Raw genomic sequence first — 21,556 nt, 5'->3', positions numbered from 1 at the left:
CGGTCACTGGTCCCAGTTGCCGATATCGGCGTCCAGGTCGCTGCCGCCTTCCTTGCCGTCGGCGCCCAGCGAGTACAGGTCGAACGCGCCTTTGCTGCCCGGCGCCAGGTACTGGTAGGGATTGCCCCAGGGGTCGACCGGGACTTTCTTCAGGTAGCCGTCCTTGTTCCAGTTGCGCGCCTGCGGGTTGCCCGAGGGCTTCCTGACCAGCGCTTCGAGCCCCTGCTGGGTGCTCGGGTAGACGTGGTTGTCCAGCTTGTACATGTCCAGCGCGGCAGCCACCGCCTTGATGTCGCTCTTGGCGACGGTGACCTTGGCCTGGTCCGGCCGGCTCATCACCTGCGGCACCACCAGCGCGGCAAGGATGCCGAGGATGACCACCACCACCATTATTTCGATGAGCGTGAAGCCACCCTGAGAACCTGCCCACGATCTGCTGCGCGTCGGCCAAACGGCGTTGAAAACGGCCTCGGGATGCTCATTTACAAGACGTGAACTCCGCTCCCTCGGCCGTTTTCGCCACCGTTTATCTCTAGCTCGCGAGATCGTGAACAGGTTCTGAAATCGTTTCACGGATTTACCCCACCAATTGATTGAGAGAAAGGATCGGCAACAGGATCGCCAGCACGATGACCAGTACCACGGCGCCCATGAACACCAGCATGAAGGGCTCGAACAGGCCGACCAGCAGGGCGATCTGCGCGCCCAGGTCGCTCTCCTGGTTGCGCGCGGTGCGCGCCAGCATCTGGTCGAGCTCGCCGGAGCGTTCGCCGCTGGCGATCATGTGCAGCATCATCGGCGGGAACTGGCCGCTGGCCTCCAGCGCACGGGTCAGGCTACCGCCTTCGCGGACCTTCTGGGCCACCACCACCACATGGCCGCGGATCAGCCGGTTGGCAATCACCTCGGCGGCGATGCTCAGCGCCTCCACCAGCGGTACGCCGCTGCGGGTAAGGATCGCCAGGGTCGAGGCGAAACGCGCGCAGTCGGTGGCGCGGATCAACCGCCCGGCCAGCGGCAGGCGCAACAGCAGGCCGTGCCAGCGCAGGCGCAGGCGCTCGTCGCGCAACGCCCGGCGGAACGCGAACACGCCGATGACGATCGCCAGCAGCAGCAACCAGCCCCAGCCCTTGACCAGTTCGCTGGTCGCGATCAGGCCACGGGTCAGGGCCGGCAGGGTCTGCCCGGAGTCGACGAACACCCGCACCACGTCCGGCACCACGTAGCCCAGCAGGAAGCCGACGATCAGCAGCGAGGCGACCATCAGGATCAGTGGATAGAGCAGCGCCAACTGGATCTTCTGCCGCGACTGCTGGCGTTGCTCGGTGTAGTCGGCCAGTTGTTCGAGCACCGGGCCGAGATGCCCGGCATGCTCGCCGGCGGCCACGGTGGCCCGGTACAGATCCGGGAAGGCGGCGGGAAACTCCTTGAGGCTGGTGGCCAGGCTGTGCCCTTCCAGCACGCGCGCGCGCACCGCCAGCAGCATCGACTGCACCCGAGGTGCGCTGGCCTGGGCGGCGGCGGCTCGCACGGCCTCTTCGATCGGCAGGCCGGCTTGCACCAGGGTCGCCAATTGGCGGGTCAGCAGGGCCAGGTCACGTGCCGACAGGCCCCGCGCGAAACGGAAGCCGCCAGTGGCCGCCTGCTCGCGCACGCGGGTCGGCTTGACCTCCAGCGGCGCCAGTTGCCGTTCGCGCAGCAGTTGCCGCACCTGGCGGGCGCTGTCGGCCTCCAGCACGCCTTTCCGTTGGCGGCCGTCAGGGTCCAGGGCAAGGTATTCGAAAGCGGCCATGGACGTTGCTCACTCACTCTTCACGGGTTACGCGCAGCACTTCTTCCAGGGTGGTCACCCCGTCCAGCACCTTGCGCCGGCCGTCCTCGCGGATGCTCGGGCCGAGGCTGCGGGCGTGGCGGGTCATCTCCTGCTCGCCAGCGGCGTTGTGCACCAGGGTGCGCATGGTCTCGTCGAACACCACCAGTTCGTAGATGCCGGTACGCCCGCGATAGCCCTGCTGGTTGCATTGTGCGCAGCCACGAGCGTGATAGAGCTGCGCCGGTTCGTCCACCGACACGCCCAGGGCGCGGCATTCCGCCTCGCCGGCCTGATACGCCTCACGGCAATGCGGGCAGAGCACGCGCACCAGGCGCTGGGCCAGCACGCCGAGCAGGGACGAGGACAGCAGGAAGGGCTCCACGCCCATGTCCACCAGGCGGGTGATGGCGCCGATGGCGCTGTTGGTGTGCAGGGTGGAAAGCACCAGGTGGCCGGTCAGCGAGGCCTGCACGGCGATCTCGGCGGTCTCGCGGTCGCGGATCTCGCCGACCATCACCACGTCCGGGTCCTGGCGCAGGATGGCGCGCAGGCCGCGCGCGAAGGTCATGTCGACCTTGGTGTTGACCTGGGTCTGGCCGATGCCTTCGAGGTGGTATTCGATCGGGTCCTCGACGGTGAGGATATTGCGCGTGCGGTCGTTGAGGCTGACCAGGCTGGCATACAGGGTGGTGGTCTTGCCCGAGCCGGTGGGGCCGGTGACCAGCAGGATGCCGTGCGGCTTGCGCACGGTCTCTTCCATCAGTTGCCGGTCACGCTCGCTCATGCCCAGGTGTTGCAGGGTCAGGCGCCCGGCCTGCTTGTCGAGCAGGCGCAGCACCACCCGCTCGCCATTCGCGGAGGGCAACGTGGAGACGCGGATGTCCACCTCGCGGCCGCCGACCCGCAGGGAAATCCGCCCGTCCTGGGGAACGCGCTTCTCGGCGATGTCCAGCTTGGCCATCACCTTGACCCGCGACACCAGCAGCGCCGCCAGCTCGCGCTTGGGTTCGAGCACCTCGCGGAGGATGCCGTCGACGCGGAAACGCACCACCAGGCGCTTCTCGAAGGTTTCCAGGTGGATGTCGGAGGCGTTCTCCTTGATCGCCTCTCCGAGGATGGCGTTGATCAGGCGGATGATCGGCGCGTCGTCCTCCTGCTCCAGCAGGTCCTCGGTCTCCGGCACCTGGTCGGCCAGCGCGGCGAGATCAAGGTTGCCGCCGATGTCCTCGGCCAGTTGCATCGAGGCGGAATCGTGCTGGTAGGCCAGGCCCAGCGCCCGCTCGAAGTCCTCGGCGGACAGCCGTTGCAACGGCAGGCGACGACCGGCGAAGCGCTGCGCCTCGGACAGCGCGGTCAGCTCGACCGTCGCGCGGTGGCCGAGGCGGAGCTGGCCGGACTCATTGAGCAATACCACGCCGTGGCGCTTGGCGAAGCTGAAGGGCAGGCGACGCTGTTGCGCCTGGGTGAGCGGAACATTCATGCAAAGCGACCTTCCTGGGTGAAGGTGGCAGCCTGTCATCCGAATTTGACGTAGCCACCATCCGATTCCGCATTCTTATTGTTATCGCGCAGGCACCTGTCGACCGGTGCCCTGTTCTATCTTTATCACAACGTCTGGAATCGCACATCCACCGGTATTTCGACTTGCGAGGCATGGCCGGGCTGCTGCTATGATCCCGACTGGCCTATTCACCCTAATAACAAGAAATAATCGCCACGGAGTGACACTTTTGGCCAACCTCGCCTCTCAGCTCTGGTTGCAGCGCCACGTGCCGATCCTGCTCGGCGCGCTGCTGGTCATTGCCATGAGCGTCGGCCTGGCCTGGCAGACCGCGGACTGGATCCGCCTGCTGCGTACTCCCCCGGCGGTCCAGGGCGCCGCCCCGTCGAGCGCCCTCTCCACTCCGGCACTGGAGCGCCTGGAAACCCTGTTCGGCCCGGCCCGCTCCAGCAGCGACAGCGCACCGCCGTCCACCAACCTGCGCCTGACCCTGCGCGGCAGCTTCGTCAACGCCGATCCGCAACGCTCCAGCGCGATCGTCCAGCGCGACAGCGGCAAACCGAAGCGCTTCGCCGTCGGCGAGGAAATCGACTCCGGCGTGCGCCTGCACGCGGTATACCGCGATCGCATCGAACTGGACCGCAACGGCCGCCTGGAAACCCTGACCTTTCCGGCCCCCACCAGTCGCACTGTAAACAACCTCGATTACCCTGCCCCGGACAGTATCCAGGACAGCGCCACCGACGACCTATCCGCCCTGCAGGAAGAAGACGCCGCACTGTTGCGCGAACGCCTGGAAGCCCTGCGCCAACAGATGGAAGCGGCCGGCACCCTGCCTGCCGAAGAGAACGTCGACGAGACGCCCCCTGAACCCTCCACGGAAGAAAACTGAACGATGCCCGCACACCTCTCGCGCCTGACCATCGCCCTGCTCGCCGCGGGCCTGCTGGCCTCACCACTGGTCGCCAGCGCGGCGAACGCGCCAGCGCAGTCCCACGCCAGTCAGCAGGAAGAGCGCTGGACCATCAACCTGAAGGATGCCGACATCCGCGAGTTCGTCGACCAGATCGCCGACATAACCGGCGAAACCTTCATCGTCGATCCACGGGTCAAGGGCCAGGTCAGCGTAGTGTCGAAAGCGCCACTGGGGCTCAGCGAGGTCTACCAGTTGTTCCTTTCCGTGATGGCCACCCACGGCTTCAGCGTGGTCACCCAGGCCGGGCAGACACGCATCGTGCCCAACGCCGAAGCCAAGGCCGCCGCCGGCAGCATCGGCCGGCTCAGCGCCGAGACCATGGAAACCCGCCTGATCCAGGTCCAGCACACCCCGGTCACCGAACTGATTCCGCTGATCCGCCCGCTGGTGCCGCAGTACGGCCACCTGGCAGCGGTGAGCACCGCCAACGCCCTGATCATCAGCGACCGCAGGGCCAACATCGCGCGTATCGAGACCCTGATTCGCCAGCTCGACCAGAAGAGCGACCAGGACTACAGCGTGGTCGACCTGCGCCACGGCTGGGTGATGGACGTCGCCGAGGCGCTGAACAACGCCCAGGCGCGCGGCCAGTCCAAGAGCAGCGGCACCCAGGTGATCGCCGACGCGCGCACCAACCGGCTGATCCTGCTCGGCCCGCCGGCCGCCCGCGCCAAACTGGCGACCCTGGCCCGTTCTCTGGACACGCCGACCACCCGCTCGGCCAATACCCGGGTGATCCGCCTGCGCCACAACGATGCGAAGGCCCTGGCCGCGACCCTCAGCGAGCTGTCCGAAGGCCTCAGGAATCCCGAGCTCGAAGCCGCCGCGAACGGTACGGGCGGCAAGGTGCAGAATCTGCTGATCCGCGCCGACGAAAGCCTCAACGCTCTGGTTCTGCTGGCCGATCCGGACACCGTGGCGACCCTCGAGGAGATCGTCCGCCAGCTCGACGTGCCACGCGCACAAGTGATGGTCGAGGCGGCCATCGTCGAAATCTCCGGCGATGTCAGCGACGCTCTCGGCGTGCAGTGGGCGGTGGATGCGCGCGGCAGCACCGGCGGCCTCGGCGGCGTGAATTTCGGCAATACCGGCCTGTCGATCGGTTCGGTACTGCAGGCCATACAGGACGGTCGCAACGACGTCGACAACCCACTGCTCAACAACCTGCCCGATGGCGCCATCATCGGCATCGGCACCGACAGTTTCGGCGCGCTGATCACCGCGTTGTCGGCCAACAGCAAGAGCAACCTGCTGTCCACGCCGAGCCTGCTGACCCTGGACAACCAGAAGGCGGAAATCCTGGTCGGCCAGAACGTGCCCTTCCAGACCGGCTCCTACACCACCGCCACGGACGGCGCGAGCAACCCGTTCACCACCATCGAGCGGCAGGACATCGGCGTCACCCTCAAGGTCACCCCGCACATCAACGACGGTGCCACCCTGCGCCTGGAGATCGAGCAGGAGATCTCCTCCATCGCCCCCAGCGCCACGCTCACCGCCCAGGCGGTCGACCTGATCACCAACAAGCGCTCGATCAAGAGCACCATCCTCGCCGAGGACGGCCAGGTCATCGTGCTCGGCGGGCTGATCCAGGACGACGTGACCCAGACCGACTCGAAGATCCCGTTGCTCGGCGACATCCCGTGGCTCGGCCGGCTGTTCCGCTCGACCCGCGACACCCACATCAAGCGCAACCTGATGGTCTTCCTGCGCCCCAGCATCGTCCGCGACGGCGCCGGCCTGGCCGCGCTGTCCGGCAAGAAATACAGTGACATCCGCGTGCTCGGCGGAACCGACCGGGGGCCGAGCATCCTGCCGGCCAACCCGGCCCAGTTGTTCGACGGCCAGGGCGCCCCGGCGGTGGACTTGCGGCCGAAGCGCTGATCGGCCTGTTTTTATTGGGTCCCCGCGTTCGCGGGGATGACGGTCGAGTGGTGTGCGTGCGGGGCTGCCTTCGTGCCACGGCAGCCCACCTGTAGGCGAGCTCTGCTCGCGATGCTCTTTACGTGGCCGGAGAATCGAGAGCAGAGGACCAGGCGCGCGCCCTCGCTACGCGCCTTGTCATCTCCGCGAACGCGGAGAACCAGAAAAGAGCGCCCCCGCTCCTACGCGTAGATCATCTTCCGCGTCATGCCACCATCGACCAGGAACTCCTGGCCGGTGACGAACCCGGCACAGCCGGACAGCAGCCAACCGACCACCGCCGCCACGTCCTCGACCGTGCCGACCCGCCCCGCCGGATGCTGGGCATGGTCTTGATCGCTCAAGGGCGCTGCGCGCCGTTCGCGGGGATCGCGCGCATCGATCCAGCCGGGGCTGACCGCATTGACGCGGATATCCGGCCCCAGGCTGATCGCCAGTGCATGGGTCAGCGCCAGCAGGCCGCCCTTGCTGGCGGCGTAGGCCTCGCTGTGCGGTTCGGACTGGTGGGCGCGGGTCGAGCAGATGTTGACGATGGAGCCGCAATGGGCTCGCAGATAAGGTGCGCAGTACTTGGCCAGCAGCATCGGCCCGGTCAGGTTGACCGCCAGGGTGCGCTGCCAGCGCGCCAGGTCCAGGCTCTCCAGCGGCGACTCATGGGGATCGGCGATGGCAGCGTTGTTGATCAACGCATCCAGCCGCCCGAACTGACCGAGAACCTCGGCCACGCCGACCACCACCTGGCTTTCCTGGGACACATCCATGGCGACGAACCAGGCATTGCCGCCCAGAGCCTTGGCCACCCTGGAGCCGCGTTCGCGGTCCACGTCGGCCAGCACCACCTGCCAGCCCTCGGAAATCAGCCAGGCGGAAATACCCAGGCCGATACCGCGCGCCGCGCCGGTGACCAGCGCCACCCTGCCGTTGTTCGCCGGGGAACCCTGGACCTGCCAATCGATCGTCGAGTCGACCATTACAGCGCCGCCAGGCCTCGGGCCAGGTCGGCCTTGAGGTCGGCGACATCTTCCAGGCCCACCGCGACACGGATCAGGTTGTCGCCGATACCGGCATTGGCCCGCTCCGCCGGCGACAGGCGCCCGTGGGAAGTGGTCGCCGGGTGGGCGATGGTAGTCTTGGTATCGCCCAGGTTGGTGGTGATCGAGATCATCCGGGTCGCATCGATGAAGCGCCAGGCGCCCTCCTTGCCTCCGGCGACCTCGAAGCTGACCACCGCGCCGAAGCCCGATTGCTGGCGCTTGGCCAATTCGTGCTGCGGATGGCTGGGCAGCCCGGCGTAGTAGACCCTCTCGATCCCCGGCTGCTGCTCCAGCCACTCGGCCAGGGCCAGTGCGCTGGCGCTATGGGCCTGCATGCGGATGCGCAGGGTCTCCAGGCCCTTGAGGAACACCCAGGCGTTGAACGGGCTGAGGGTCGGTCCGGCGGTACGTAGGAAGCCGACCACCTCCTGCATCTGCTGGCTGCGCCCGGCCACCACGCCGCCCAGGCAGCGGCCCTGGCCGTCGATGTACTTGGTCGCCGAGTGGATGATGATGTCCGCGCCCAGCTTCAGCGGCTGTTGCAGCGCCGGGGTGCAGAAGCAGTTGTCCACCGCCAGCAGGGCACCGTTGGCATGGGCCACCTCGGCCAGCGCGGCGATATCCACCAGTTCGGCCAGCGGGTTGGACGGCGACTCGACGAAGAACAGCTTGGTGTTGGGCTTGCAGGCCGCGCGCCAGCCGTCGATGTCGGAAAGAGCCGGGTAGTCGACCTGCACGCCGAAGCGCTTGAGGTACTTCTCGAACAGGCTGATGGTCGAGCCGAACACGCTGCGCGACACCAGCACATGGTCGCCGGCGCTGCACAGGGCCATCACCATGGCAAGGATCGCCGACATGCCGGAAGCCGTGGCCACCGCCTGCTCGGCTCCTTCCAGGGCGGCGATGCGCTCTTCGAAGAGGCGCACGGTCGGGTTGGTGTAGCGCGAATAGACGTTGCCCGGCACCTCGCCGGCGAAACGCGCGGCGGCATCGGCGGCCGTGCGAAACACATAGCTGGAGGTGAAGAACAGCGGCTCGCCATGCTCGCCTTCCGGCGTGCGTTGCTGGCCGGCGCGCACCGCCAGGGTGTCGAAGGCCGCACCTTCGAGGTCACTGTCCAGCCGACCGGCATCCCATTCAATCGTCATCGTGCAATCCTCTTCGCCATCTCGTGGCTTGCAGCTTGCGGCTCAAAGCTTGCAGCTCAATTGTTGTACAGGTCGATAATCGCGCTGACCGCCTGGGCCTGGACCTTGCTGGCGTCGTTGCGGGCCTGCTCGATCTTGTCCAGGTAGGCCTCGTTGACGTCGCCGGTGACATAGTTGCCGTCGAACACCGCGCAATCGAAGTGCTCGATCTTGATCTTGCCGCCACCGACCGCGTCGATCAGGTCCGGCAGGTCCTGGTAGACCAGCCAGTCGGCGCCGATCAGTTCGCCCACTTCCTCGGTGGTGCGGCCATGGGCGATCAGCTCATGGGCGCTCGGCATGTCGATGCCGTAGACGTTGGGATAGCGCACCGCCGGCGCCGCCGAGCAGAAGTAGACCTTCTTCGCGCCGGCCTCGCGGGCCATCTGGATGATCTGCTTGCAGGTGGTGCCGCGCACGATGGAGTCGTCCACCAGCATCACGTTCTTGCCGCGGAACTCCAGTTCGATGGCGTTGAGCTTCTGCCGCACGGATTTCTTGCGTGCCGCCTGGCCGGGCATGATGAAGGTACGGCCGATGTAGCGGTTCTTCACGAAGCCCTCGCGGAACTTCACGCCCAGGCGGTTGGCCAGCTCCAGGGCGGCGGTGCGGCTGGTGTCCGGGATCGGGATGACCACGTCGATGTCGTGGTCCGGGCGCTCGCGGAGGATCTTGTCGGCCAGCTTCTCGCCCATGCGCAGGCGCGCCTTGTAGACCGAGATGCCGTCCATCAGCGAATCCGGGCGGGCCAGGTAGACGTGCTCGAAGATGCACGGCGAATACTTCGGGTCGGCCGCGCACTGGCGGGTGTGCAGCTTGCCATCATCGGTGATGTATACCGCTTCACCCGGTGCCAGGTCGCGGATCAGGGTGAAGCCGAGCACGTCGAGGGCCACGCTTTCCGAGGCGATCATGTACTCGACGCCTTCGTCGGTGTGGCGCTGGCCGAAGACGATCGGGCGAATGCCGTTGGGATCGCGGAAGCCGACGATGCCGTAGCCGGTGATCATCGCCACCACCGCATAGCCGCCACGGCAACGCTCGTGCACGTGGCTCACCGCGGCGAACACGTCTTCCTCGGTCGGCTGCAGCTTGCCGCGCTGGGCCAGTTCGTGGGCAAACACGTTGAGCAGCACTTCCGAGTCGGAGGTGGTGTTGATGTGGCGCAGATCAGACTCGTAGATTTCCTTGGCCAGTTGCTCGACGTTGGTCAGGTTGCCGTTGTGCGCCAGGGTGATGCCGTACGGCGAGTTGACGTAGAACGGCTGCGCCTCGGCGGAGCTCGACGAGCCCGCGGTCGGGTAGCGCACGTGGCCGATGCCCATGTGGCCGACCAGACGCTGCATGTGCCGCTGCTGGAAGACATCGCGCACCAGTCCGTTGTCCTTGCGCAGGAATAGCCGTCCCTCGTGGCTGGTTACGATACCGGCAGCGTCCTGGCCGCGATGCTGAAGGACGGTTAGCGCGTCATACAGCGCCTGATTGACGTTCGACTTACCGACGATACCGACGATGCCACACATGTGACGCAACCCCTGCTATGTAGTTCAGGCTAATGATGGGCATGGCCGCCAGGTCGAGCGGACAGCCCCTTGTTACTGCGGCTCAGCCGGGTATGGCCACGCCGCCGGAAAACCACTGACCGGTGAAATTCAGGATGAGCGTTTTCGACCAGTCGGCAACCATCAAGAAATGCGGCAGCAGAGTCGACTGCTGCCACCAGGAATCCTGCTGTACCGGCGCCAGGCTGAGCAGCCCGACCGCCACCACCACCAGCAAGGCGCCACGGGCGGCGCCGAATACCATACCGAGGACACGATCGGTGCCGTCCAGGCCGGTGACGCGAATCAGTTCGCCAATGAGAAAATTGACCAATGCGCCGACCAGCAGCGTGACGATGAACAAGAGCGCGCAGGCGGTGATCACACGTGCCGATGGCGTGTCGATGAATTCGGTGAGATGCCCGGCAAGCGCGCCACCGAACATCCAGGCTACGACCCCGGCGACTATCCAGGTGACCAACGACAGCGCTTCCTTGACGAAGCCGCGTCTCAAGCTGATCAGGCTGGAAACCACGATGATGGCGATGATCGCCCAATCGAACCAGGTAAATGCCACGGTGCAGCCTACGAACGGGAAAGGCGCAGCATTTTAGCAGACGCCCGCCTCCGGGGTAACCCGCACGCCGAACGCCCTCAACCGCGCTCAGGCTGGAAGCGCACCACGAAACCGTTGAGCTTCTGCTGGCGGTTGAGCTGGTCACGCAGCCGGTCGGCCTCGGCGCGCTCGATCACCGGGCCGACGAACACCCGGTTCATCCCGTCCGCAGTACGGATATAGGCGTTGTAGCCCTTGCTGCGCAGGGTCTGCTGCAGGTTCTCGGCGCTGGCCCGATTGGACAGGCTGGCCAACTGGATCGACCAGCTCACCGGCAGGCTGTTGGCATCCAGCCGGCTCGCCGGCGCTGGCTTCGCGGCCGGGGTGGCGGGCTGAGGAGCGGCCGCAACCGGTGCCTTGGCTGGAGCGCTGGGCTTGGGCGCAGGTTCGGCGGCGAGTGCCGATGGCGCTTCGGGCACGGGCTGCTCGGCCAGGCCGTCGGCGGCCGGATCGGCGGGGATCGGCTCATCCGGCAGCGGCTGCGGCTCAGGCACCGCCACCGGATCCATGGTGATCTCGGGTACGGCAGGCGCCCGTGGCATGCTGGGAGCGTCGACCACGACATGCCGAGTCTCGTCCTCGCGGGTCAGCAGCATCGGCAGGAAGATCACCGCCAACGCCACCAGCACAAGGGCCCCCACGATACGCTGCTTGAGCCCCTTATCTAGCAAAGCCATCCTGCATGTCCCCCTTCGAACCTGTTCGCGATCTGTCACGCACCGACCTGCGCCGTTGAATCAACATCGCGAGATCGCGCGCCGGCTCTTCAATGACGGACCAGCCACTCCAGAGCCTCGGCCACGCAGTAAAAAGAACCGAACAGCAGGATCTCGTCTCCCGCCGCCGCACGCTCGCATTGTGCCACGAGAGCCGCCGCCACGTCGGGGTAAGCCGTCACGGACGCGCCGGCATTGAGCAGTGCCGCTTCCAGCTCGGCCGCCGGCCGGGTACGCGGCGTGGGCAGCGGAGCCACCGCCCAATCCTGCACCCGATCCAGCAACGGTGCCAATACGCCATGCAGGTCCTTGTCGGCCAGCAGGCCGAATACCGCCAGGCGCCTGCCGGTCTGCGGGCGAGCGGCCAGGCGGCCGGCCAGATAGGCGGCCGCGTGGGGATTGTGCCCGACATCCAGCAGCAACGTCAGCGGCTTGCCCTTCCAGTCCAGCGCCCTCCTCTCCAGGCGACCGCTGACCCGGGTAGCGGCAAGCGCCGTGGCGATCTCGCCGGCATTCCAGGGCAGGTCCAGCAGGGCGAAGGCCTGCAAGGCCAACGCGGCATTCTCCATGGGCAGGTCGAGCAGCGGCAGGTCGTGCAGTTCTAGCTGCCGGCCCTGGCCATCACGGCCATACCAGTGCCAGCCCTGGTCACCGATCGCCAGGTCGTAGTCGCGCCCGCGCAGGAAGAAGGGAGTCGCCAGCGCCGCCACCTGGTCGAGCAGCGGTTGCGGCGGGTCGAGATCGCCACACAGCGCCGGCCGCCCCTGGCGCAGGATGCCGGCCTTCTCGAAGGCCACCGAGTCGCGGTCGTCGCCCAGCCATTCCGCATGGTCCAGGCCGATGCTGGTGATCAGGGCCAGATCCGCGTCGACCAGGTTGACCGCATCCAGCCGCCCACCGAGACCGACCTCGAGCACGGCGGCATCCAGGCCCGCACGCTCGAACAGCCAGAAGGCCGCGAGGGTGCCCATCTCGAAATAGGTCAGGGAAATCTCGCCGCGGGCCGCCTCGACCGCCGCGAATGCCTGGCAAAGCTCGTCATCGCCGGCTTCGACGCCATCGATGACCACCCGCTCGTTGTAGCGCAGCAGGTGCGGCGAGCTGTAGACGCCGACCTTGAGCCCCCGCTGGCGCAGCAGGCCGGCGAGGAAGGCGCAGGTCGACCCCTTGCCGTTGGTGCCGGTGACCGTGATCACCCGCTGGGCGGGCTTGCCCAGCCCCAGGCGCCGCGCCACCTCCCGCGAACGCTCCAGGCCCATGTCGATGGCGGAAGGATGGAGCTGTTCGAGGTAGCTCAGCCACTCGGCAAGGGTTGCGGGCATCATGCGGCGGCGGACGGACTGGGCAGCCCCATCAGTTGGGCCAGCAGCTTGGCCAGGCGATCGGCCAGGTCACGGCGATGCACGATCAGGTCGATGGCGCCGTGCTCGAGGAGGAATTCGCTGCGCTGGAAGCCTTCCGGCAGTTTCTCGCGCACCGTCTGCTCGATCACCCGCGGGCCGGCGAAGCCCACCAGCGCCTTGGGTTCGGCGACGATGACATCGCCAAGCATCGCCAGGCTCGCGGAAACCCCGCCGTAGACCGGGTCGGTCAGTACGGAAATGAACGGCAGCCCCTCCTCGCGCAGGCGCGCCAGGACCGCCGAGGTCTTGGCCATCTGCATCAGGGAAATCAGGGCTTCCTGCATGCGCGCACCGCCGGAAGCGGAGAAGCAGACCAGCGGGCAGCGTTTTTCCAGGGCCACGTTGGCGGCACGCACGAAGCGCTCGCCGACGATCGAGCCCATGGAACCGCCCATGAACTCGAACTCGAAGGCGCAGGACACCACCGGCATGCCTTGCAGGGTCCCGCTCATCGCCACCAGGGCGTCCTTTTCACCGGTCTGCTTCTGGGCCGCGGACAGGCGATCCTTGTACTTCTTGCTGTCACGGAACTTCAGGCGGTCGACCGGTTCGAGATCGGCGCCGATCTCCTCGCGCCCGCCCTCATCCAGGAACAGATCCAGGCGCGCCCGCGCGCCGATGCGCATGTGGTAGTCGCACTTCGGGCAGACCTCGAAAGTCTTTTCCAGCTCCGGCTTGTAGAGCACCGCATCGCAGGATGGGCATTTATGCCAGAGTCCTTCGGGCACCGAGCTCTTCTTTACTTCAGAACGCATGATCGAAGGGATCAGCTTGTCTACCAGCCAGTTGCTCATGCTCTCATTCTCCAAAGCTGTTGGTCCGGATGTCGTCGGCAGACATCCACAAGCGAATTCATGGCCGCTGCAACGCAGGCGGAGCGTCGGCGGCCGTATCGACGAGGCATCCTCGCCGCTGGATTCCCGCCCTCCGATGCCACGCAAGCGCTGCGCCGGCTTCGGAAGGTCATTACGGCAGTCCGCTAATGGACGGCCAAGGCCCTCGGGCCGTCACACTCAAATCGTTGTCCGTCGCACTTCGGCGAGGAAAGCACGCACCTTGTCGGCATCCTTGATCCCCTTGCCCGCTTCCACTCCGCCGCTGACATCGACGGCGTAGGGGCGCACCCGCTCGATCGCGGCACGCACGTTCGCCGCGTTCAGACCACCGGCGAGGACCACCGGCCGCCCCAGATCATGAGGCACCAGGCTCCAGTCGAACGCCTCGCCCGTACCACCCGGCACGCCCGGAACATAGGTGTCCAGCAGGATTCCGGCAGCCTTCGGATAGCGTGCGACCTGCGCGGCGATATCATCGCCCGCCTTGACCCGCAGGGCCTTGATATAGGGACGGTGGTAGCCCTCGCAGTCCGCGGGCTGTTCGTCTCCATGGAATTGCAGGAGGTCCAGCGGGACCGCGTCGAGGATCTCGCCGAGCTCGCAGCGGCTGGCGTTCACGAACAGCCCGACGGTAGTCACGAAGGGCGGCAAGGCGGCAATGATCGTCCGCGCCTGCTGAACGCTCACCGCGCGCGGGCTCTTGGCGTAGAACACCAGGCCGATGGCATCGGCGCCCGCCTCGGCGGCGACCAGGGCATCCTCGACACGGGTGATTCCACAAATTTTGCTGCGAACGAGTGACAAGTTGCGGCACCTTTGGGGGAAAGCCCCCGGATGTTAGCAAATGGAGCTTTCAGGCGTCAGCCGCACAATCCGGGAGCGCCGAAAGGAAGTGCGGGCCGAGGTAGCGCTCCGGCAGGGCGAACTCCTCGGGGTACTCCACCTGGACCAGATACAGGCCATAGGGGTGCGCGGTCACCCCACCCTCGCGCCGGTCTCGCCCGTCCAGCACGGCCTTGGCCCAGCTCACCGGCTGTTCGCCCGCACCGATGGTCATCAGTACCCCGGCGATGTTGCGAACCATGTGGTGCAGGAAGGCGTTGGCGCGGATATCCAGCACGATCAGCTTGCCGTACGGGATCAGCTCGAGGTGATGGATGTGCTTGACCGGCGATTTCGCCTGGCACTGGGTCGCACGGAACGCGCTGAAATCATGGGTCCCCAGCAGATGGCGGCTGGCCTCGCGCATGCGCTCGATATCCAGGGGCCGGTGATTCCAGGTGACCTCCTGGGCCAGGTGCGCCGGGCGGATCTGGTCGTTGTAGATCACATAGCGATAGCGCCGCGCGACCGCCTTGAAACGGGCATGGAAATGCGCCGGCATGACTTGCGCCCAGGTCACGCTGATGTCGTGCGGCAGGTTGGCATTGGCGCCCATGATCCAGGCCTTCAGCGGACGCTGCACCTGGGTATCGAAATGCACCACCTGGCCGCTGGCGTGTACGCCCGCATCGGTGCGCCCGGCACAGACCACGCCGACCGGTGAGGCAGCGACCCTCGACAGCGCCGCTTCGAGCGCCTGCTGGACCGACGGCACGCCGGACTCCTGGCGCTGCCAGCCACGGTAGCTCGAGCCCTTGTACTCCACGCCAAGGGCGATTCTGGAAAAGCCAACGGCGGCCGTTTCGGCCGCCGCTGCAGGTGCTAACACATCAGTCATGCAGCTATACGAGACGGGCGATCAATTCGCGCGCTTCCTGTTGTTGACCGTCGCTGCCCTCGGCGAGGACCTCGTCGAGGATATCCCGGGCACCTTCCACATCGCCCATGTCGATGTAGGCACGCGCCAGGTCCAGCTTGGTCGCGGTCTCGTCCGTGCCGGAGAGGAAGTCGAAGTCATCGTCGCCCTCGAAGGCATCGTCCGGGGCAGCCGCGACGGCAGGCTTGGGCTCCGCGACAGGCTCCAACTCATCGAACTGGTCCAGCCCCGCACTCGCCTCTTCGAGCTGGGCGGCGAAATCGGCGCCGGACGGCGAAGCCACTTCGTCATCCAGGGAAAGATCGAAATCGGCGGGAAGCTCCGCCGCACCTTCCGGCAGTTCGAAGTCCAGACCGGCCCCGGACAGCTCGTCGCCTTTCGGCTCGACAGCCAGGTCGTCATCCAGGCTCAGCGAGAAATCCTCATCCGCAGTCGCGCTCGCTTCATCGAGCTCTAGGCTGAAGTCCGCCAGCTCATCCGTCGCCTTATTGGAGGTTGGTACTTCGTCCACTTCCAGGTCGAAGTCGAAACCGTCATCGACGCCAGCCGTGGAGGTGGCATCCGCATCGCTGCCCAGGTCGAAATCGACCGACGTCTCGGCAGAAGAGGCTCCGGACAGTTCGCTTTCCAGCTCGGAAGCCAGGTCATCCAGGCTGAGGTCGAATGCCTCTTCCTGCTTCGAGACCGGGGTGACCTGCTCGTCGTCGAAGGACAGGTCATCGAAATTCAGATCGTCCGCCTTGTCGGCGAGCGCAGCAGCAGCCACGCCAGCGGCTGCAACTGCGGCCATGGCCGGATACCGGCCCTTGAGCTGCTCGACCTCGGCGCTTGCACCACCGATCTCGCGCAGTTCGCTTTCCTGGCGCAGGAAGCCTTCACGGTCCCCCAGCTCGGCCTGGACTTCCATCAACTTCAGGCGCAGGTCGCTGCGATTCGGCTCATCGTTGATCGCGTTCTGCAGCAGCTCGGCCGCCTGGTTGAACCGGCCATAGGCGATGTAGATGTCCGCTTCGCCCAGGGCATCGCTGGTCTGGGCGGTCACACGATCATCCGACTGCTGCTGTTGGGTAGCCGGGGCGTCGACGCTCTCCAGCCCTTCGAACTCCGAAGCCGGCAAGTCCAGGTCGCTGGCGAAAGCGGTATCACTCTCCTCGGCGGCCAGGCTGTCCTGCAGTTCACGCTCTCTCTGAGCGTTACGCCGCGACAAGGCCATCAGCAGGATCAGCAGCACCAGCAGGCCGCTGCCACCGGCAATCCACGGCAGCATCGGATTGGCCAGCAGATCGTCGACGAAGCCCGGCTGCGGTTGTTCTTCCGCTGCGGGCGCAGGCGCGGGCCGTTCCGCCTCGACAGGCGCGGGAGCGGGTTGTTCCGCGGGAGCCTGGGCGGCCGGAGCAGGAGTCGCGGCAGGTTGCGGCGCAGCTTCTTCAGCCGGCTCTTCGCTGTAGTTGTAGTCCGGCGCCTCGGCCTGGGCATCGACAGGCTCAGGTCCGGGCGCAGGAGCGGTGGCCTGGGTGCCTTCCGGTTGCGAGGCGGCCTGTTCGGCCGGGGCAGCCGGTGCCGATTCGGCAGGCAGGACCTCGGTAGGAACCGCCTGCCCCCTGGTAGCCAGGTCGGCCTGCAGCTTGGCCAGTTGTTCGTCCTTCAGTTGAATCAGCCGCTGCAGCTTGTCCAACTGGCTCTGCAGGTCGGTCATGCGGCTTTTCAATTCGTCGTTCTCGCGACGGGTCGTATCGAGGCTTTCCTGGGTGACGGCCAGCTTGTCGGTGAGCGCCTTGCTGTCGCCGGCAGCGCCCTTGCCGGCAGCCTTGCCCGCGTCACCGGACACCAGCTTGAGGCTGTCCGCGCTTTGCGCCTGGGCCGGAGCGGCGCCAGCGGCGGCACGCTTGGTGGCGTCCAGTTGGCGAACGCCGCCGCTCGCCAGGGAACGGCCTTCACGCCACGCGGTATTCTGGACGGCCACCTGGGCGAGGGCTTCGCTCTGGGAACGGCTTCTGACCTGCTGCTCGTCTGGCAGACGAAGCACCTGTCCGCTCTTCATGCGGTTGATGTTGCCGTCGATGAACGCGTCGGGATTGAGATCCTGGATGGCCAGCATGGTCTGGTGCACAGACCCGGCGGAGCGGGTGCGCTCGGCGATCTGCCACAAGGTGTCGTTGGAAGAAGTGCGGTATTCGTTGCCCTGGATGGATGCCTGGGCGGGGGCGGCCGGACGGGTAGCGGGCGCGGCGACCGGTGTTGTCGGGCGCGGAGCCGGGGCTGCGGTGGCCGGACGCGGCGCCGGCGCGGCGATCGGCAGTTGTGGCGCGGCAGCCGTGGCGACCTGCGGCGAATAGAGCGGCGGGTCGAGCAGCAGGGTGTATTCGCGCAGCAAGCGACCGTTGGGCCAGAGCACTTCGACGAGGAAGTTGAGGTACGGCTCGCGCACCGGCTTGCTGGAAGTCACCCGGATGACGCTCTGGCCATTGGGCTTGAGAATCGGAGTGAACTTGAGATCGGTTAGGAAGTACTGGCGATCGACGCCAGCCTTGTTGAAATCCTCGGGAGAAGCCAGTTTCGGAAGTACTTCGGTCGAGTCCAGATCCCTCACGTCGAGCAAAGTGATTTCCGCATCCAATGGTTGATTCAACGCGGATTTGAGCGTGACTTCCCCCAACCCCAATGCGTGCGCCATACCGGACGTGAGCGCCGAAGCGGCTGCAATTGCCAGTACCAGTTTGCGTACCCGAACCATAGCGTTATCCCTTGTTTTATCTTTTCTCGACGGGCGAGATGGCTTTATTTGCTGCCGCTTCCGTCTTGCGACGGTTCCCCACCAGCAATGCGCCCAGCCAGTATTGCCAAGCTAGAATATTTCTTCAAATTTCTAGATAAGTATCTTTTACAGATAGTGTTTTATCAATAATTCGCCTAGCTGCACAGCATTCAGAGCCGAGCCTTTACGTGCATTATCAGACGCAATCCACAAATTGAGTTCGGCATCGTCGGTCAGCCCCGAACGCAACCGGCCTACATATACAGCATCCTGCCCGACCGCATCACCGACAACCGTCGGATAGTCGCCGGCGTCGACCAGCTCCACTCCCGTCGCGCCTTCCAGCGCCTCGCGCACAGCGACAAGGTCCACCACGCTCTCCAGCTCCAGGGAAACGCTCAGGCTATCGCCAAAGAACACCGGCGCCTGGATGCAGGTCGCCGACACCTTCAGCCCGGAATCCCCCAGTACCTGTCTTGTTTCGGCCGCCAGACGAATTTCTGAATGGGCATGCCCGCTATCATCCGGCACCCCCACCTGGGCCAGCAGGTTGAAGGCGATCTGCCGGTCGAAGAAGCGCGGCTCCAGCGGGCGCATGTTGAGCAGTTCCGTGGTCTGCCGGGCCAGTTCGGTGACACCCTCATGCCCCTGCGCCGACACGGCGAGGCAGGCGGTGACGTTGACCCGGCGCAGCGTCAGAAGGGAGCGCAAGGGAGCCAGCACCACCGCAAGCGCGGTCGCGGCGGCGCTCGGGCTGGCCAGTTGGTAAGGCGTCGACAGGGTATCCAGAACGTCGGCATTGGCCTCGGGCACCACGCGCGGCGCCTGCTCCAGAGGCAGCGCACCGCTCAGGTCGATCAGCGAACACCCCGCCGCCCGGGCTCGCGGCGCATATTCGAGGGTGATCGACGCCTCAGCCGCGAAGAACACCAGGCGCACCTGGGAAAAGTCGAAATCCTCGATGGCGCGCACCCGCAGGTTCTTGCCACGGAACGGCAGGGAGTGCCCCTGCGAATCCCGACCGGCCAACAGGTGCAGGTCGGAAACGGGGAATTCACGCTCTTCGAGCAATTGGACGAGGGTTTCGCCGACGGTGCCGGTTGCACCGACCACGGCAATAGCGAAGGACTGGGACATCGGGAAGCCTTACGCGACAGGGAAAGGACGGCACTGTAGCGCCGCCCTTGCGCGCAAGCAATTTGGCGCCGACCGGAATGGCCGGCGCCGGCAGGATCAACGCTCCAGCAGGATGCGCAGCATGCGCCGCAGAGGCTCGGCGGCACCCCACAGCAACTGGTCGCCGACGGTGAAGGCACCCAGGTACTGCGAGCCCATGTTGAGCTTGCGCAGGCGGCCGACCGGCACGCTCAGGGTACCGGTGACGGCGGTCGGGCCCAGGTCGCGGATGCTCGCCTCGCGCTGGTTCGGCACCAGCTTGACCCAGGGGTTGTGCTGGCTGATCAGCCCTTCGATGTCGGACAGCGGCACGTCCTTGTTCAGCTTGATGGTCAGCGCCTGGCTGTGGCAGCGCATGGCGCCGATGCGCACGCACAGGCCATCGACCGGGATCGGATTCTTGAAGCGGCCGAGGATCTTGTTGGTCTCGGCCTGGCCCTTCCACTCTTCGCGGCTCTGACCGTTGGGCAGCTCCTTGTCGATGTAGGGGATCAGGCTGCCGGCCAGCGGCACGCCGAAGTGGTCGACCGGGAAGCTGTCGCCGCGCATGGCTTCGGCCACCTTGCGGTCGATGTCGAGGATGGCGCTGGCCGGATTGGCCAGGTCATCGGCGACGGCGGCGTTGATCGCGCCCATCTGCTTGATCAGCTCGCGCATGTTCTGCGCCCCAGCCCCGCTGGCCGCCTGGTAGGTCATGGCGCTCATCCACTCGACCAGGCCGGCTTCGTAGAGGCCGCCCAGGGCCATCAGCATCAGGCTGACGGTGCAGTTGCCGCCGATGTAGTTCTTCACGCCGTTGTCCAGCGAGTGGTCGATGACCTTGCGGTTGACCGGGTCGAGGACGATGACCGAGCTGTCGTCCATGCGCAGGGTGGACGCGGCATCGATCCAGTAGCCCTGCCAGCCGGCTTCGCGCAGCTTGGGGAATACTTCGCTGGTGTAGTCGCCGCCCTGGCAGGTCAGGATCACGTCGAGGCTTTTCAGCTCGTCGATGCTGTAGGCGTCCTTCAGCGGCGCGGTGTCCTTGCCCACGGCCGGGCCCTGGCCACCCACGTTGGAAGTGGTGAAGAACACCGGCTCGATCAGGTCGAAGTCCCGCTCTTCCAGCATCCGCTGCATGAGCACGGAACCGACCATGCCACGCCAACCGATCAGACCTACACGTTTCATCGCAACTACACCTTTATTGGAAACCGACCCACCGCGCGAACGGCGGATCGGACAGATTACAGATTACGCAGCGCGGCGACTACCGCATCGCCCATTTCACGGGTACCGACCTTGGTAGTGCCCGCCGACCAGATGTCACCGGTGCGCAGCCCCTGGTCGAGCACCAGGCTCACCGCTTTCTCGATGGCATCGGCCGCCTCGGCCTTGGCGAAGCTGTAGCGCAGCATCATCGACACCGAGAGGATGGTCGCCAACGGGTTGGCGACGCCCTGCCCGGCGATGTCCGGCGCCGAGCCGTGGCACGGTTCGTACATGCCCTTGTTGTTCGCATCGAGGGACGCAGAGGGCAGCATGCCGATGGAACCGGTCAGCATGGAAGCCTCATCCGACAGAATGTCGCCGAACATGTTGTCGGTGACGATCACGTCGAACTGCTTGGGCGCGCGCACCAGTTGCATGGCGGCGTTGTCGACGTACATGTGGCTGAGCTCGACGTCCGGGTAATCCTTGGCCACTTCCTCCACCACCGCGCGCCACAACTGGCTGGAGGCGAGCACGTTGGCCTTGTCCACCGAGCACAGCTTCCTGTTGCGCAGGCGCGCCATATCGAAGCCGACCTTGGCGATGCGGCGGATCTCGCTCTCGCTGTACGGCAGGGTGTCGTAGGCCTGGCGCTCGCCGTTCTCCAGCACGCGGGACTCGCGCGGCTGGCCGAAGTAGATGCCGCCAGTCAGTTCGCGGACGATGAGGATGTCCAGGCCGGCGACCACTTCCGGCTTGAGGGTCGAGGCCTCGGCCAGTTGCGGGTAGAGGATGGCCGGGCGCAGGTTGCCGAACAGACCCAGTTGCGAGCGGATCTTCAGCAGGCCGCGCTCGGGGCGCAGCGCCGGATCGATGTTGTCCCACTTGGGTCCGCCGACCGCGCCGAGCAGCACGGCGTCGGCCGCACGGGCACGCTCCAGGGTCTCGTCGGCCAGCGGCACGCCGTACTTGTCGTAGGCCGCCCCGCCCAGTTCGTCGAAGCTCAGCTCGAAATCCAGCCGGTACTTGTCGTTGACCAGCTCCAGGACCTTGACCGCCTCGGCCATGATTTCCGGGCCGATACCATCGCCGGGGAGAACCAGAATCTGTTTTGCCATGGGGGATTTCC

At 66.1% G+C, this 21,556-nt stretch carries 18 protein-coding genes; 2 read left to right on the top strand and 16 right to left on the bottom strand.

The window, feature by feature from the left end; all coding sequences use genetic code 11:
- Positions 1 to 3: 3 nt before the first annotated feature.
- The 3 genes from gspG to gspE all read right to left on the bottom strand — a co-directional run bounded on the left by gspG (position 4) and on the right by gspE (position 3,293).
- Entirely contained in the window at positions 4 to 390 is a 387-nt protein-coding gene (gene gspG, locus PSEWESI4_RS20440) for a type II secretion system major pseudopilin GspG (RefSeq protein ID WP_187673066.1), read from the bottom strand.
- Positions 391 to 577: 187 nt separating this feature from the next.
- A complete protein-coding gene (gene xcpS / locus PSEWESI4_RS20435; protein WP_187673065.1) occupies positions 578 to 1,792 on the bottom strand; it encodes a GspF family T2SS innner membrane protein variant XcpS in 1,215 nt (404 codons plus the stop codon).
- Between the two features lie 13 nt (positions 1,793 to 1,805).
- Entirely contained in the window at positions 1,806 to 3,293 is a 1,488-nt protein-coding gene (gene gspE, locus PSEWESI4_RS20430) for a type II secretion system ATPase GspE (RefSeq protein WP_187673064.1), read from the bottom strand.
- A gap of 250 nt (positions 3,294 to 3,543) precedes the next feature.
- Here gspE and PSEWESI4_RS20425 point away from each other — a divergent pair, with 250 nt between their 5' ends.
- Positions 3,544 to 4,206, top strand: coding sequence for a type II secretion system protein N (locus PSEWESI4_RS20425; RefSeq protein WP_328821936.1), 663 nt, complete (start codon positions 3,544 to 3,546; stop codon positions 4,204 to 4,206).
- 3 nt (positions 4,207 to 4,209) lie between these two features.
- Positions 4,210 to 6,174 carry a type II secretion system secretin GspD gene (gene gspD / locus PSEWESI4_RS20420; protein WP_187673062.1) on the top strand — a complete coding sequence of 655 codons (1,965 nt, stop codon included), beginning with the start codon at positions 4,210 to 4,212 and terminating at the stop codon, positions 6,172 to 6,174.
- Positions 6,175 to 6,395: 221 nt separating this feature from the next.
- Here gspD and PSEWESI4_RS20415 read toward each other — a convergent pair whose 3' ends face one another.
- The 13 genes from PSEWESI4_RS20415 to leuB form a co-directional block, all read right to left on the bottom strand.
- A complete protein-coding gene (locus PSEWESI4_RS20415; protein ID WP_187673061.1) occupies positions 6,396 to 7,184 on the bottom strand; it encodes an SDR family oxidoreductase in 789 nt (262 codons plus the stop codon).
- Positions 7,184 to 8,395 (bottom strand): O-succinylhomoserine sulfhydrylase, encoded by a 1,212-nt coding sequence (locus tag PSEWESI4_RS20410; RefSeq protein WP_187673060.1) that lies wholly within the window; start codon positions 8,393 to 8,395, stop codon positions 7,184 to 7,186. Before PSEWESI4_RS20410 ends, PSEWESI4_RS20415 begins: the two co-directional genes overlap by 1 nt.
- Before the next feature lie 56 nt (positions 8,396 to 8,451).
- Entirely contained in the window at positions 8,452 to 9,957 is a 1,506-nt protein-coding gene (purF, locus tag PSEWESI4_RS20405) for an amidophosphoribosyltransferase (RefSeq protein WP_187673059.1), read from the bottom strand.
- A gap of 82 nt (positions 9,958 to 10,039) precedes the next feature.
- Entirely contained in the window at positions 10,040 to 10,552 is a 513-nt protein-coding gene (locus PSEWESI4_RS20400) for a CvpA family protein (protein WP_187673058.1), read from the bottom strand.
- A gap of 77 nt (positions 10,553 to 10,629) precedes the next feature.
- The gene (locus PSEWESI4_RS20395; RefSeq protein ID WP_187673057.1) at positions 10,630 to 11,268 is read right to left on the bottom strand and encodes an SPOR domain-containing protein; all 639 of its coding nucleotides are present in this window, start codon (positions 11,266 to 11,268) and stop codon (positions 10,630 to 10,632) included.
- Positions 11,269 to 11,357: 89 nt separating this feature from the next.
- Positions 11,358 to 12,632, bottom strand: coding sequence for a bifunctional tetrahydrofolate synthase/dihydrofolate synthase (folC, locus tag PSEWESI4_RS20390; protein WP_187673056.1), 1,275 nt, complete (start codon positions 12,630 to 12,632; stop codon positions 11,358 to 11,360).
- Positions 12,629 to 13,504, bottom strand: coding sequence for an acetyl-CoA carboxylase, carboxyltransferase subunit beta (gene accD / locus PSEWESI4_RS20385; RefSeq protein WP_187673055.1), 876 nt, complete (start codon positions 13,502 to 13,504; stop codon positions 12,629 to 12,631). The genes folC and accD overlap by 4 nt, the downstream gene beginning before the upstream one ends.
- Before the next feature lie 219 nt (positions 13,505 to 13,723).
- Positions 13,724 to 14,350, bottom strand: a complete 627-nt coding sequence (locus PSEWESI4_RS20380) for a phosphoribosylanthranilate isomerase (protein ID WP_187673054.1) — start codon at positions 14,348 to 14,350, stop codon at positions 13,724 to 13,726.
- 49 nt (positions 14,351 to 14,399) lie between these two features.
- Positions 14,400 to 15,266 carry a tRNA pseudouridine(38-40) synthase TruA gene (truA, locus tag PSEWESI4_RS20375; RefSeq protein WP_187673053.1) on the bottom strand — a complete coding sequence of 289 codons (867 nt, stop codon included), beginning with the start codon at positions 15,264 to 15,266 and terminating at the stop codon, positions 14,400 to 14,402.
- 4 nt (positions 15,267 to 15,270) lie between these two features.
- On the bottom strand, positions 15,271 to 18,039 hold the full coding sequence (locus PSEWESI4_RS20370) for a FimV family protein (RefSeq protein WP_187673052.1): 2,769 nt from the start codon (positions 18,037 to 18,039) through the stop codon (positions 15,271 to 15,273).
- Between the two features lie 147 nt (positions 18,040 to 18,186).
- On the bottom strand, positions 18,187 to 19,197 hold the full coding sequence (locus PSEWESI4_RS20365; protein ID WP_187673051.1) for an aspartate-semialdehyde dehydrogenase: 1,011 nt from the start codon (positions 19,195 to 19,197) through the stop codon (positions 18,187 to 18,189).
- A 96-nt stretch (positions 19,198 to 19,293) separates the two neighbouring features.
- On the bottom strand, positions 19,294 to 20,406 hold the full coding sequence (gene asd / locus PSEWESI4_RS20360; protein ID WP_187673050.1) for an aspartate-semialdehyde dehydrogenase: 1,113 nt from the start codon (positions 20,404 to 20,406) through the stop codon (positions 19,294 to 19,296).
- 56 nt (positions 20,407 to 20,462) lie between these two features.
- Positions 20,463 to 21,545, bottom strand: coding sequence for a 3-isopropylmalate dehydrogenase (gene leuB / locus PSEWESI4_RS20355; protein WP_187673049.1), 1,083 nt, complete (start codon positions 21,543 to 21,545; stop codon positions 20,463 to 20,465).
- Between the last annotated feature and the right edge of the window lie 11 nt (positions 21,546 to 21,556).

It is taken from the genome of Zestomonas carbonaria, from assembly GCF_904061905.1.
Classification (GTDB): domain Bacteria; phylum Pseudomonadota; class Gammaproteobacteria; order Pseudomonadales; family Pseudomonadaceae; genus Aquipseudomonas; species Aquipseudomonas carbonaria.
The sequence above is the reverse complement of the archived record's forward strand: the minus strand, read 5'-3'. Positions and strand labels throughout refer to the sequence as shown.

Bases quoted from the DNA above. Each gene is read 5' to 3' on its own strand.
- gspG (WP_187673066.1), bottom strand. From the start codon at position 390: ATGGTGGTGGTGGTCATCCTCGGCATCCTTGCCGCGCTGGTGGTGCCG.
- xcpS (WP_187673065.1), bottom strand. From the start codon at position 1,792: ATGGCCGCTTTCGAATACCTTGCCCTGGACCCTGACGGCCGCCAACGG.
- gspE (WP_187673064.1), bottom strand. From the start codon at position 3,293: ATGAATGTTCCGCTCACCCAGGCGCAACAGCGTCGCCTGCCCTTCAGC.
- gspD (WP_187673062.1), top strand. From the start codon at position 4,210: ATGCCCGCACACCTCTCGCGCCTGACCATCGCCCTGCTCGCCGCGGGC.
- PSEWESI4_RS20415 (WP_187673061.1), bottom strand. From the start codon at position 7,184: ATGGTCGACTCGACGATCGATTGGCAGGTCCAGGGTTCCCCGGCGAAC.
- PSEWESI4_RS20410 (WP_187673060.1), bottom strand. From the start codon at position 8,395: ATGACGATTGAATGGGATGCCGGTCGGCTGGACAGTGACCTCGAAGGT.
- purF (WP_187673059.1), bottom strand. From the start codon at position 9,957: ATGTGTGGCATCGTCGGTATCGTCGGTAAGTCGAACGTCAATCAGGCG.
- PSEWESI4_RS20395 (WP_187673057.1), bottom strand. From the start codon at position 11,268: ATGGCTTTGCTAGATAAGGGGCTCAAGCAGCGTATCGTGGGGGCCCTT.
- folC (WP_187673056.1), bottom strand. From the start codon at position 12,632: ATGATGCCCGCAACCCTTGCCGAGTGGCTGAGCTACCTCGAACAGCTC.
- accD (WP_187673055.1), bottom strand. From the start codon at position 13,504: ATGAGCAACTGGCTGGTAGACAAGCTGATCCCTTCGATCATGCGTTCT.
- truA (WP_187673053.1), bottom strand. From the start codon at position 15,266: ATGACTGATGTGTTAGCACCTGCAGCGGCGGCCGAAACGGCCGCCGTT.
- PSEWESI4_RS20370 (WP_187673052.1), bottom strand. From the start codon at position 18,039: ATGGTTCGGGTACGCAAACTGGTACTGGCAATTGCAGCCGCTTCGGCG.
- PSEWESI4_RS20365 (WP_187673051.1), bottom strand. From the start codon at position 19,197: ATGTCCCAGTCCTTCGCTATTGCCGTGGTCGGTGCAACCGGCACCGTC.
- asd (WP_187673050.1), bottom strand. From the start codon at position 20,406: ATGAAACGTGTAGGTCTGATCGGTTGGCGTGGCATGGTCGGTTCCGTG.
- leuB (WP_187673049.1), bottom strand. From the start codon at position 21,545: ATGGCAAAACAGATTCTGGTTCTCCCCGGCGATGGTATCGGCCCGGAA.